The sequence below is a fragment of the Oligella urethralis DSM 7531 genome (assembly GCF_000372065.1).
Lineage (GTDB): Bacteria > Pseudomonadota > Gammaproteobacteria > Burkholderiales > Burkholderiaceae_B > Oligella > Oligella urethralis.
In genome coordinates, this window is record NZ_AQVB01000004.1 from 140,466 (window position 1) to 152,622 (window position 12,157).

Sequence of the window (12,157 nt, forward strand, 5' to 3'; positions counted from 1 at the left end):
GTCAACTGTCCTAGGATTTGGAATCTAAATCAACAGCTGAACCTTGGAAAAGAATGCTGCCGCTGGGTTTATTGGCACTTGAACCACCTTTAGGCTCAAGACTGATATAAAAACGTTGATTTGGCTGTAATTCATTGAGGCGAGACGCGTCAATTCGATTAACGCCAGAAGCATCTAAGAGCGCAATAGCACGCATGGTTTGACCATTATCAGTGCTACTCCATAACTGCAAATCAAAACCGGACTGCCCGATTTGCTGATAGCTAGGGGTAATCGATGCCTTGCCATTTGCCGTCACTTTAAGCACCCAAGCAACCGAAGGGGTGGCTGAACGATCCGTCAGTACGGCTACCCAACGTAGCGTATTACCAGAACTGGGCCATAACAAAACCGCTAAAGCAACTAACAATGAGGCTAGACCAAGCGCCTGCCAAAACTTAATGGAGCGCCAGAGGAAATGCAAACGTAGGGAAAGTGGCATTCTTTTACCCTCTTTAGCCAGCGCCTTAGCTTTGTCCGCAAGTTCCTGATCTAGCGGCTCACGCTCACCTTCATAGCTACTATCGTATTGCTTACGTTCCTGCTCTTTTTGTTGATGATGCAGTTGCTTAAGCTTATCATTTAAGGAGCGCCATAAACTAGGGTTCAGCGAGCAGGGCTGCAATTGGGCAATAAACTCGGTAAATAGCTCCTCCCACAGCAAGATAATACGCGTACTATCGACGTTTTTATTAAGAATGTCATAAACCCGGTTGAGATCACTATCACTCATGCCACCTAGCACATACTCTCCTAAGATGAGTCCCTCCTCATGCTGTGGCAAATGGGGAAAGGAGCGTGCCAGATGGTGTAAGCCGATGCTGATATCCTCTTTGATACGAGCCAAGGATATGCCCATACGGGTGGCGGCGACAGGCTGCGTGTCGGGACTTAAATATACCGTCAATAAGGAGCTCTGCTGCTCCTCAGTGAGTTGCTCAAAATAGAAATGCAGCGACTCCTCAGGCTTTATATGCGGGTGTAACTGCTGTTGGATCTCAGCCATGCCCAAGGGCTTAAAGGCGGGCTCTTTGGCAAGGGCTAAGGCATGACTTTGATAGTGCGTCTGGTAATACTCACGAATTTGAAAGCGTAAAATACTATAAATCCAACCTCGGGCAGAGCCAATCTCAGGTGCATAACTATCCGCATTTTCCCAAATGGTCAAAAAAGTTTTTAGTAATACCTGTTGAGCTGATTGCTCTTGTAGTAATGATTGACGGGCTAGCGCCATCATCGATTCAGCTTCTGAATCAAACAGCTGTTGCAGTGCATTTTTCTGCTTTTTTGCAATTGCTGTGAGTAATTTTTCAAGATATTGGGCGCTATTTTTGTCTGCTTTCATATGTTACGCTTAGTACTGAATCTTAAGAGCTAAACTTAATAAGCTGTTTGAACTAAAAATATTATAGTAGAGAGTCAACTCATATGCCTGAGATACGAAACTCATTTTTAAACAACTTTAAGCTGAATAATAAAATCGCTTTAGTTTCCGGTTCCTCCAGTGGCCTTGGTCTCGCAATGGCGATGGCCCTGGCGCGTAGTGGCGCCGAGGTAATTATCAACGGCCGTGATAAAGCAAAATTAATCACGCTGCAACAGCAGGCGGCAGAGCAGGGCATACAACTCCACTACTTATGCGCAGATCTTAGCGATTTCGACGCAATTGATAAGGCAATCCTAGAAATTAAAAGCAATTATGCTACCTGTGATATTTTAATCAATAATATAGGTGCGCGTATAAGAAAATCGCTTCAAGACTTTAAACGGGATGAAATTGTGTCCCTTGTGCAGCAAAATCTCACGGCCGCGATTTATTTATCACAGCAAGTGGCCGAGCTTATGATGGAGCAGCAGTGGGGGCGTATCATTAGCATTTCATCGATTGCGGGGCGTCTAGCTCGGGCCGGGGATTCTGTGTATCCCGTCACGAAAATGGGCTTGGAGGGTTTGGTGAGAAGTTTAGCCGTACAGTATGCTAGCCATAGTATTACCAGTAATGGTATTGCGCCCGGATTTTTTGAAACCGAGAGAAATCTGTCCATGATGCGCACGCCGGAGGAAAAGGCCTCTCATGTGCAGCGGGTACCATTGAAGCGTTGGGGTAAACCGGAGGAACTGGCAGGGGCGGCGGTGTTTTTTGCATCTGAAGCCGCTTCCTACATCAATGGTCAAATTCTAACCATTGACGGCGGCTTCAGCGCAAGTTTTTAGTACTAACTAAGATGGGGATTATAGCGATAAGTTGAGGCTTTTAATTAAAGGCTCCCAACGATTCTTTTCCTCCTCCATGTAGGCTTTAAACTCTTCGGGCGTCGATGGAGTAGGTTCCATATATTGTGCTCTCAATGTTTTAACCACTTCTTCTTGATTTAAAGCATCAACTAAGGCCTGTTGTAGTTTTTGCTTAATCGCTTGAGGCACTTTATTGGAAATAACAAAGCCTGACCATGCCGCACCAACAATATCAGCCACACCACTTTCCTTAATCGTTGGCACATCGGCCAAAGCCTCAATGCGCTCAGCACCAGTTTGTGCCAATAAGGTTAAACGACCGTCTTTTGCTAATGGCACGAGCGCAATGGGGGCTAAGGCAGTAAATTGGGTATCACCGGCGACCAAGGAGTTTAAGGCTTGTGGTGAGGAGTTGTAAGGAATCGCTTGCGCCTTAGCGCCTACGGTTTGTAAAAGCAGCTCTTGGCTTAAATGTGAACCTGAGCCGGTGCCAGGAATGGCAAAATTCATGCTATCTGGCTTCTGCTTAAGTTCCTCCACCAATTGCGCTAGGGTCTCAATACCACTCTCAGCCGTCACTGCAATCACATTAGGCTGAGTCACGGCCAAGGTCAACGGGTATAGATCCTTATTTGGATCGAAACTTAGGTTTTTGTAGAGAAATTGGTTATACACCAAGGGGCCGTTAATGCTAATACCAAAGGTATAGCCATCTGGCTTAGCCTTAGCAATTGCAGCGGTACCGATATTACCGCCAGCACCCGGTCGATTTTCAATAATAATGGGCTGATTAAGGCTTTTAGAGGCCTCATTTGCAACCACACGCGCAATTTGATCTGGGGTTGAGCCAGCACCAAATGGCACAATGAGTTTTAGCTCCTTATTGGGCCATTGCGCCTCGGCTTGAGTTTGGGCCATGGCAGTCCCCGTGCTAGCAACACCAACAGCCGTAGCAACTAGCGTAGCGCCAAAAAATTTAGTAAAAAAGGAGGTAAAAAGTTTGTTTTTCATACAATTTCCAGATTATCAATTAATTAATCAGTAGGGTAGCCTCATCTAAACCCAGCATAATACGATGATACTGATCTAAGAGCGCTGAGGTTTCAGGACTTGGGTAGGGGCTGTAGGGCGTATCAAGCAACCATTGCTTATAATGGGCATAGGGAATTTCTTGCATCAAGCGCTGATAGCGAGCATTACATGTCGTCATCGCATCTTCTTCGGCAGGGTGCTCTTGATAAAGCTGCACATACTGTACGGTCATACACATAATAATCGCTTTGTGTCGATCCTGATCGCTATAGCTGTCCTCACTGACTTCTGCTAATACAGATGAGTTCCAAGAAAGACTTAAACAAGAGAGGATTAGCGCCTTTAGGGCCTTGATTTTAAAGGTCTTATTCATCTTTATCGCCTAACCCAAGCATGATTTTGGAGATTTGTTCAAATACGCGTTGATCATTGTCCGAAAGATTATTATAAACATCACTTAAAACATACTTTTGCCTAAACGCACGTTCAAAGCTTTGATATAAATGTAGCTGATAACGTGCATAATCCTCATAATTGACCTTTTTAACAAAGTGGCTGAGCCGGAACTCGCACAGTTCCAAATTTTTAGCAATATTCTCTTTTTGGTGATTTTCATCCAACACCGGTGTCTGACCGGACATAATACCCTCCATACACATGGCGAGTAAATCATTTTTCACCGATTGTGGGTAGGGTTGCTGAGTACAAGCGGATAAAATCAGGGGACTGATGAGTAACGCTATGATTTTTAAGGGGTTAAATTGCATAAGAGTGTAAATCGCCTTGTCTATCGTAGCCATAGTTTAATATACTTAAGCTTGAGATGCAGCTAACCACAGCACACTTTATGTGCTTTATTTCTTTATATGCGCCACCACTTACATCATTTTATTCCTTTTAAAGCCTTCATCAGCATCGTTTTTACACTCGTCTGTAGTGTAGCCGCAGCGCAGTCTGGGGTGGCGACGGATGTGGACACGGATTTAGGTCCGCTACCACAGCTTGATAGTGATGTGGCGTTTAAAGGCGCTTGTCGTAGTGCAGCCTGTGGCGCCGCCTATCGCGAAGATATTCGTTTTGAAAGTATTATCAAAAAGCCGGTAGCAGGCGGGCGCATATCATCTCATTATGGTTGGCGTATGCATCCTATTGCCCAGACGCCACGCATGCATACTGGTATTGATTATGCCGTACCCATCGGCACTGAGGTAAAAGCAGCTGAGCATGGCAAGGTTGTTTTTGCCGGTTATCAGGGAGGCTATGGCAATTTACTAGTGATTAAGCATAATTCCACTTATCGTACGGTCTATGCCCATTTAGATAAATTCAAGGTCAATATCGGAGATTGGGTGAATCAGGGTGATATCGTCGCCTATACAGGTAATACCGGTTTATCTACCGGACCACATTTGCATTTTGAAATTCGCAAAAACGGTTTATCACTTAATCCATTAACGGGTGAAAGTGGCAGTGATCATTTATTGGTATTAAATAATGACAGTAGCCCTAAAATACAGGGTGGTCGTGTTAATCGACAGGCAAATGGTCGTGTTCGTACCATTCTTAAATAAGTTTCGGGGTAGTCGTATGAGTTTCAAACATGATAGCTAGTTCAGTGCATTTATCTTTATCACGTTATAAATATCGTACTTTACATAATATACATTATGCGAATTTTATATGGAGCTTATTCTTAGCCTAGGGCTTATTTGCTACAATAGTCAGAATGCATTTAAAGCAATTATTGCTATTGGAGATTTAAATGATTGATTTCTATTATTGGACGACACCAAATGGTCATAAAATCACCTTATTCTTAGAAGAAGCTGGTCTACCATATACGGTACATCCGATTAATATCGGCAAAGGTGATCAATTTGATCCAGATTTCTTAAAAATTGCACCGAATAATCGTATTCCAGCCATTGTGGATCAGGATCCTATTGGTGGCGGTGAGCCGCTGGCTATTTTTGAGTCGGGTGCTATTTTAGAGTATTTAGCCGATAAGACGGGTTTATTTTTAGCTAAATCAGGACCGAAACGCTACCAAGCTTTACAATGGCTATATTGGCAAATGGGTGGTTTTGGTCCAATGCTCGGTCAAAATCATCATTTTAATCAATACGCTGATGAGAAAATCCCCTATGCCATTAATCGCTATGTCAATGAATCACGTCGTTTATATGGTGTACTAAATAAGCAATTAGCAGGTAAAGACTTTATCATCGGTGATGATTACACCATTGCTGATATGGCTTGCTATCCTTGGGCACTGTATGCTGAGCGTCAAGATGTGGATTTAAATGACTACCCACATATTCAAGCATGGATTAAACGCATTGCCGAGCGTCCAGCGACGATTGCTGCCTATGCCTTAATTCCTCAATACAATCCAGATCAAGGCAAGCCCATGACGGATGAAGCGAAAAAGCATCTATACGGTAAAAAATAATAGTTTAAAAAGGAAGTATTGAGTTTATTATGCTACAGATTCATTATATGGCTAAGCTACGAGAGGAGCTCGATGTGAGCAATGAGCGCATCGATTGGGCTGGTGGTACGGTTGATGAGCTTTTAAACGTTTTACGTGGCCGCGGTGAGCCATGGCAATCCACCCTCTCCCCAGCCAATGTTTATAAAGTGGCAGTAAATCAAGAGATTGTGCATGATTTCCAAGCGCAGGTGGCGCCTGATGCCGAGGTAGCTATTTTACCGCCAGTAACTGGAGGCTAGTATGCATCGCATCAGCATTCAGGAGCAGGATTTTTGTCTGCAGCAGGAACTTCAAGCGCTTGAGTCCAGTGTATCCAATACGGGCGCCATGGTTAGCTTTACGGGCAAAGTACGTGGGCATGACCATGACAAAGCGCTGAGCCATTTATTTTTAGAATACTTTCCCGGAGTGACTGAAAAAGAGATAGAAAAAATCATTCTACAAGCTAAGGCACAATGGCCAATTCACTATGTGCGCGTGATCCATCGGGTCGGACGCATTGCAGTTAATGAAAATATTGTGTTAGTGTTGACGGCGAGTGAGCATCGAAAGGCCGCCTATCAGGCTAATGAATTTATTATGGACTATCTTAAAACCCATGCCCCCTTTTGGAAAAAGGAGCATTTTGTTGACGGCAGCTCGCACTGGGTTGAGATGAAGCAGTCGGATTTAGAGCATACCGCATGCTGGCAGGCTTAAGCACCCCGCTCCCCTCCTTGGCCGCAGTTATCTTAGCTGGCGGCTTAGGACGGCGGATGGGCTATCAACAAAAGGGCTTGTTGAGCTTAAATCAACGCCCTTTGATTGAGCATATGCTAGATAAAATAAGCCCTTATACAGAGCATATTATGATCAGCGCCAATGCGGCTCATGAGCAATATCAAGCCTTCGGTTACCCGGTGGTCGCCGACCTTGCGCCTTATCAGCAGCGCGGTCCCTTAGCAGGCATCTATAGTGGCATCACGCAGTTGGCAGAAGATATTGAGTTGATACAGATTTTGCCCTGTGATAGCCCATACTTACCAAATAATTTAGCGTGGCTTTTTTATCAATACTTAGAAAGTCATCCTGATAAAGATTTAGTCGTTGCGGCGACCGATGATAAAGTGCATCCTGTGATTATGCAATGCAGACGACGTATTTTGCAGCCACTTAAGACCTACTTAGATGATCCCGCGAAGCAAAACCGAGTGATGGGCTTTATTCGCAGCTGTGATTATGGCACTATCCAATTTAGCAATCATCAGCAATTTACAAATATTAATGAGCCCAGCCTATTAGCTGGCTACCAAGTATAAAGGATAAGCATGAGAGACTATTATGACGCCTTAAATGATCTACTAAGCAATGCCCTAAGCACGCAAGACATTGAGGAAGTGCCCTTAGAACAGGCCGTGGGTCGCATATTAGCCAAGGATCTATTAGTTCAGTATCCCGCACCGCAATTTGATAATAGCGCCATGGACGGCTATGCAGTAAATGATATGCAACGCTTAACATGGGAAGTGATTGGGACCATTGCTGCCGGCGATGAAAGTGCACAGTTCGACTTAAAGCCTGGGCAAGCCGTACGTATTTTGACTGGTGCAGGCATGCCTAAGCATTGTGACTCCGTGATTCAGCAGGAACTGGTGGAGCGCAACGGCGATCGTATCAGTATTAAAGAAGCCTTTGCCGCAGGAAAAAACATTCGCTATATGGGCGAGGAGCTACAACAAGGTGAGGTATTACTTGATGCAAATCGGGCTATCACGCCGGCGGCCATTGGCTTATTAGCAAGCCAGGGTTATGCTACAGTGCCCTGCTTTGCTAAACTGAAACTAACGGTATTTTCTACGGGCGATGAATTAACACCCTTGGGACAAGCCTTAGCCATCAATCAAATCTATGATTCTAATCGACCGATGTTATTAAGCTTTTTAAAGCGCTACCGTTTTTTAGAGATTAGCAGCGGTGGTGCCATTGAGGATAAACTGGAGACGCTTAAAACCCGTATCAGTGAGGCAGCGAGCACCCAAGATGTATTGATTTTTACCGGTGGCGCATCCGTTGGTGAAAAAGACTATTTAAAGCAAGCGCTTGAGGAATTAGGTGAAATTGAGCATTGGAAATTAGCAATTAAACCGGGTAAGCCATTTGGCTGGGGTAAGGTAGGGACTAATACCAAAGTGTTTTTACTACCCGGTAATCCGGTAGCGAGTTATGCCACTACCCTACTACTGGCGTTGCCTGCTATGAAGCGTATTGCTGGCGTCAGCATTGACAAAGCAAAGCCATTTAGCTTTAAGGCCAAAGCTGCATTTGATATCAGTCAAAATAAAAGTATCAGAAGGGATTTTAGACGAGGCCGCCTAGTTAATAATGAGGAAGGCCTTTGGGTGGAGTTATTAAGTACGCAAGACTCACATATGCTCTCCGGCATTTCCTATGGCGATGTCTTGGTTGAAATTCCCCCACAAGCGGATGTTAAGACTGCACAGCTACTCAATGTCTATCCACTCGCAGGGGCCTTGGACTAGCTTAGCTGAGGCAGAGCGTCACTCAGTGAACACATGCTCTGCCCCATGATAAATCACCTGACGTTGGGGTCGGGCAAAACCGATTAAGGTTAAACCGGCCTCTTTGGCTAAGTTAACAGCAAACTGGGTAGGTGCGGATACGGCGACCAAGCAGGAAATACCACTTAAGGCGGATTTTAAAACCATCTCATAGCTGGCTCGACTAGAAACTACCACAAACCCCTCTTCCCACGGAAGCTGATGCTTCATCGCATAACCGATCAATTTATCAAGGGCATTATGACGTCCCACATCCTCAAAACTCAGTTGAATCTCACCGCTTTGCGTAGCCCACGCTGCAGCATGTACGGAACCCGTAGATTCACGCAAAGGTTGCATCTCATCAAATTGGATTAAGGCCTTTTTAATCGCCTCGGCAGTCAGGTCGACATGATGGCTAATTTGGGCAATTTCAGGCTTTACCGCTGCTAAATTTTCAATCCCGCATAGGCCACAGCCCGTACGTCCTTGAAGATTACGGCGCCGATGCTTTAACTCGACAAAAGCGGCGGTGGCTATTTCCATATCCACAATGATGCCTTGCTCAGTTTCGTAGAGCTGTACATCATAAAGCTGTGAAGGACGTTTAATAATCCCCTCACTTAAGCTAAAGCCTAAGGCTAGCGCCTCCAGGTCGGCGGGTGTCGCCATCAAGACAATATGTGAGACCCCATTGTATACGAGTGATACTGGAGTCTCCTGAATAAGAACGTCTTGAGTGGGTGTGATAACACCATGCTCAAGACGCCAGACAGATGCTTTTGATAAAGGATTCATCAAGCAAAAATGAACTACACCGTGGTATTAGTGGTTTTGGCCTTTTCATCACGCTTGGCCATCACCTCACGATACCAACGGGGGTGATGCGTACGCGCCCAAGCCTGAGACACTACGCCTTCAACCATGGCGCGAATCGTGCCTCTAACCCAAATAGCGGCATACACGTGCACAATAATACCGGCAATTAATACTAAGGCAGCAGCAGCATGTAGCAACAGAGCGATACGCTTAACTGGGATTGGTACCACCTGACCAAAATAGGCATGCCACGCTAACAAACCAGTAATGAGCAAAACTAGCATACAGCTGCTCATTAACCAGAACATGGCCTTTTGACCAGCGTTGTACTTGCCAACATCACCCACAGCTCGACCGCGCAATACATCACCCACCGAGGTCAGCCACTTCACATCCTCTTTATTTAAAAAGTTATGGCTGAAGTAGCGGAAGAACATGATCATGAAACTAATAAACATGACCACGCCAATCCATGGGTGTAACATGCGAGCTAATTGGGGTGTACCAAAAATACCGGTAAGCCAGAAGAAAGCAGGATAGAAAAAGGCTAAACCTGAAATGGCCAGTAACACAAAGCAGCCGGCAGTAACCCAGTGATTAACACGCTCTACCTTGCGGTATCGCTGAATCACGGGTTCATTGATTTTAATATGCTGAGTCATGCTTATGCCTCCTCTTCGCTAGGTAGAACATCACCGTCCTTATTGATTACCTCAGCCCGATCCTCATCGGTGCGGCTAGGACCAATCGTAATGTAGTGCAACCAACCTAGAAAACCGGCTGCCGCAATACCAACGGTGGCTAATGGCTTTAAGATGCCCTTCCAGATTTGGACGCTTGAGCTGATCTTAGGATCAGTAGGTAAGCCACTATATAAATCTGGCCTATCAGCGTGATGTAGAACATACATCACATGCGTACCGCCTACTCCCTCAGGGTCATAAAGACCGGCATTTTTAAAGCCACGACGATTAAGATCCTGGATACGGTCCTCGGCAAATGTCTTCATCGCCTCTTTGGAACCGAAGCGAATGGCACCCGTAGGACAGGTCTTAACACAGGAGGGCTCCTGACCGACAGCAACACGATCAGAACATAAAGAGCACTTATAGGCCTTATTATCCTCTTTAGAAACGCGTGGAATATTGAAAGGACAACCGGCTACACAGTAACCACAACCAATACAGTTCTCCTGATGGAAATCCACGATACCGTTAGCGTATTGAATAATTGCGCCCGGCGAAGGACAGGCCTTTAAACAACCTGGGTCCGCACAGTGCATACAGCCATCCTTACGAATTAGCCACTCAAGCTTACCGAATTCCTCAGTTTCGCTATAGCGCATCACCGTCCAACTTTTTGGGGTGAGGTCAGCTGGGTTGTCATAGACACCGACGTTAGTGCCGACTTCATCGCGTAAATCATTCCACTCGGAACAGGCAACTTGACAGGCTTTACAGCCAATACAGGTAGTCGTGTCAATCAGCTTAGCAACTTCTACCACAGGCTTGCGAACTTGAGGTGGTGGCGTGACTGTCGACGTCGCTGAGCGACGCTTAATATCCAGTGATTGAAGCGCCATCACATATCTCCTAAAAAAAATTAAACACTTAGATAATTGCTGCTTAGCGAGCAGCAATTACATAAAGCTCGCGTATAACACGTATAACGCCTACATTATACTCCTTGTGGATAAAAATGTAAGCTAAGTGATACCCTAAAAAAAAGCTAATCAGCTCGTCGGACGTAATCACCCGATTTACCACCACTTTTTTTAAGTAACTGCAGCTGTTCAATGACCATGCCTTTATCAACCGCCTTTAACATATCGTAAACCGTGAGTAAACCGACACTCGCAGCGGTCAGCGCTTCCATCTCCACGCCTGTTTTACCAATGGTTTCTACCGTCACTTCAATGCTCGCTTTGCGGGCCTCGGGAAATAGCTGGAAATCTACATTAATATGGGTTAGGGCTAAGGGATGGCATAAAGGAATGAGCTGAGCTGTTTGCTTAGCAGCCTGAATTGCCGCAATACGGGCAATGCCTAAGACATCGCCCTTTTTACTTTGACCAGAGGCAAGTAAATCATAAGCCACCTGATTCATCACAATGGCGCCAGCGGCCACCGCTTGACGTTTGCTGCTGTCTTTGGTGCCGACATCGACCATATGTGCTTGACCGTCTTCATTAAAATGCGTAAGTTTTTTTGCTGACATAAATGCTATGCTCCTCTTAGTTTAGCTTCATTTTGACTTCCTCCCCTCCCTAAAGGGATGGGATTCCTGCTTCCAGACGGCCAAGACCGACCGCAAGAATGTTCCGACTGGCGTTGATATCTCGATCATGCCTTGTGCCACACTGCGCACACGTCCATTCTCTTATTCGCAAACCTGCTCTACCTTTCGGACTGCTGTCACGACTGCCACAGCACGAACACGTTTGGGTAGTGTATCGTTCTGATACGACTTCAAAACGGCAACCTGCGTGCTCGCATTTATAAGTCAATTGCCGTTTGATTTCAAACCAAGCAGCGTCATAGACGGACTTGGCTAGTNTTGATTTCTTACTGTTAAATTGATTACTCGCTACATCACCCACCACAATCAAAGCGTTCTCTTTCACTAGCTTAGTGGTGAATTGATGAATCATATGTTGTCGAGTGTTTTTTATCTTNGNATGAATCGCCTTAACTCGCTTTTTATTCCTTGCACGTTGTGCAATNGCTAAGGGCTTAGCCCACTNCTGTGTTTGTTTCNTTTCTAAGGTATCACCATTGGATGCCACCGCTGCCGAACTTAACCCTAAATCAATCCCGATTTTACCTGTACCACACGTTTTCTTAGGGAAGTCTTTTACTGTGANACACGCATACCAACGCCCACGGCTATCTTGCACAATCTCTAGTGTGTTGATGCTGTACAAGCTTAAGTTATAACTATCCCACAGATCAATCATGAGCTGATTGCCTTTGCCTAGGCTTAGCTGCAAGGTGCTTTTTAA

At 45.3% G+C, this 12,157-nt stretch carries 16 protein-coding genes; 7 read left to right on the plus strand and 9 right to left on the minus strand.

Features of this window, described 5'->3' with window-relative positions; translation table 11 throughout:
* Positions 1 to 10: 10 nt before the first annotated feature.
* On the minus strand, positions 11 to 1,384 hold the full coding sequence (locus A3GA_RS0103985; RefSeq protein WP_018026099.1) for an anti-sigma factor domain-containing protein: 1,374 nt from the start codon (positions 1,382 to 1,384) through the stop codon (positions 11 to 13).
* Positions 1,385 to 1,467: 83 nt separating this feature from the next.
* On the opposite strand from A3GA_RS0103985, the gene A3GA_RS0103990 reads away from it, so the two are divergent.
* Positions 1,468 to 2,253 (plus strand): SDR family oxidoreductase, encoded by a 786-nt coding sequence (locus tag A3GA_RS0103990; protein WP_018026100.1) that lies wholly within the window; start codon positions 1,468 to 1,470, stop codon positions 2,251 to 2,253.
* Positions 2,254 to 2,271: 18 nt separating this feature from the next.
* Here A3GA_RS0103990 and A3GA_RS0103995 read toward each other — a convergent pair whose 3' ends face one another.
* Genes A3GA_RS0103995 through A3GA_RS0104005 form a run of 3 tightly spaced genes read right to left on the minus strand, consistent with a single transcriptional unit; the run spans position 2,272 to position 4,073 of the window.
* On the minus strand, positions 2,272 to 3,285 hold the full coding sequence (locus A3GA_RS0103995; protein WP_018026101.1) for a Bug family tripartite tricarboxylate transporter substrate binding protein: 1,014 nt from the start codon (positions 3,283 to 3,285) through the stop codon (positions 2,272 to 2,274).
* A gap of 19 nt (positions 3,286 to 3,304) precedes the next feature.
* Entirely contained in the window at positions 3,305 to 3,679 is a 375-nt protein-coding gene (locus tag A3GA_RS0104000; protein WP_018026102.1) for a hypothetical protein, read from the minus strand.
* Positions 3,672 to 4,073: a hypothetical protein gene (locus A3GA_RS0104005; protein WP_018026103.1), complete on the minus strand. Its 402-nt coding sequence runs from the start codon at positions 4,071 to 4,073 to the stop codon at positions 3,672 to 3,674. The genes A3GA_RS0104000 and A3GA_RS0104005 overlap by 8 nt, the downstream gene beginning before the upstream one ends.
* A 99-nt stretch (positions 4,074 to 4,172) precedes the next feature.
* Between A3GA_RS0104005 and A3GA_RS0104010 the strand changes: the two genes are divergently transcribed.
* The 6 genes from A3GA_RS0104010 to A3GA_RS0104035 all read left to right on the plus strand — a co-directional run bounded on the left by A3GA_RS0104010 (position 4,173) and on the right by A3GA_RS0104035 (position 8,319).
* On the plus strand, positions 4,173 to 4,877 hold the full coding sequence (locus A3GA_RS0104010; protein WP_018026104.1) for a M23 family metallopeptidase: 705 nt from the start codon (positions 4,173 to 4,175) through the stop codon (positions 4,875 to 4,877).
* A gap of 191 nt (positions 4,878 to 5,068) precedes the next feature.
* Positions 5,069 to 5,758 (plus strand): glutathione binding-like protein, encoded by a 690-nt coding sequence (locus A3GA_RS0104015; protein WP_018026105.1) that lies wholly within the window; start codon positions 5,069 to 5,071, stop codon positions 5,756 to 5,758.
* Between the two features lie 29 nt (positions 5,759 to 5,787).
* Complete coding sequence (locus tag A3GA_RS0104020) at positions 5,788 to 6,039, plus strand: MoaD/ThiS family protein (RefSeq protein ID WP_018026106.1); 252 nt, start codon at positions 5,788 to 5,790, stop codon at positions 6,037 to 6,039.
* Position 6,040: 1 nt separating this feature from the next.
* A complete protein-coding gene (locus A3GA_RS0104025; RefSeq protein ID WP_018026107.1) occupies positions 6,041 to 6,499 on the plus strand; it encodes a molybdenum cofactor biosynthesis protein MoaE in 459 nt (152 codons plus the stop codon).
* Positions 6,484 to 7,098 carry a molybdenum cofactor guanylyltransferase MobA gene (mobA, locus tag A3GA_RS0104030; protein ID WP_018026108.1) on the plus strand — a complete coding sequence of 205 codons (615 nt, stop codon included), beginning with the start codon at positions 6,484 to 6,486 and terminating at the stop codon, positions 7,096 to 7,098. The genes A3GA_RS0104025 and mobA overlap by 16 nt, the downstream gene beginning before the upstream one ends.
* 9 nt (positions 7,099 to 7,107) lie before the next feature.
* On the plus strand, positions 7,108 to 8,319 hold the full coding sequence (locus A3GA_RS0104035; RefSeq protein ID WP_018026109.1) for a molybdopterin molybdotransferase MoeA: 1,212 nt from the start codon (positions 7,108 to 7,110) through the stop codon (positions 8,317 to 8,319).
* Between the two features lie 18 nt (positions 8,320 to 8,337).
* Here the strand turns inward: A3GA_RS0104035 and fdhD are convergent, their stop codons facing one another.
* From fdhD to A3GA_RS0104060, 5 genes are all read right to left on the minus strand, one after another.
* Entirely contained in the window at positions 8,338 to 9,135 is a 798-nt protein-coding gene (gene fdhD / locus A3GA_RS11285; protein ID WP_040614034.1) for a formate dehydrogenase accessory sulfurtransferase FdhD, read from the minus strand.
* A 14-nt stretch (positions 9,136 to 9,149) separates the two neighbouring features.
* Positions 9,150 to 9,818: a formate dehydrogenase subunit gamma gene (locus A3GA_RS0104045; RefSeq protein ID WP_018026111.1), complete on the minus strand. Its 669-nt coding sequence runs from the start codon at positions 9,816 to 9,818 to the stop codon at positions 9,150 to 9,152.
* Between the two features lie 2 nt (positions 9,819 to 9,820).
* Entirely contained in the window at positions 9,821 to 10,738 is a 918-nt protein-coding gene (fdxH, locus tag A3GA_RS0104050; protein ID WP_018026112.1) for a formate dehydrogenase subunit beta, read from the minus strand.
* A 146-nt stretch (positions 10,739 to 10,884) separates the two neighbouring features.
* The gene (gene moaC, locus A3GA_RS0104055) at positions 10,885 to 11,373 is read right to left on the minus strand and encodes a cyclic pyranopterin monophosphate synthase MoaC (protein ID WP_018026113.1); all 489 of its coding nucleotides are present in this window, start codon (positions 11,371 to 11,373) and stop codon (positions 10,885 to 10,887) included.
* A 49-nt stretch (positions 11,374 to 11,422) separates the two neighbouring features.
* A complete protein-coding gene (locus tag A3GA_RS0104060; RefSeq protein ID WP_476739071.1) occupies positions 11,423 to 12,145 on the minus strand; it encodes an RNA-guided endonuclease InsQ/TnpB family protein in 723 nt (240 codons plus the stop codon).
* Between the last annotated feature and the right edge of the window lie 12 nt (positions 12,146 to 12,157).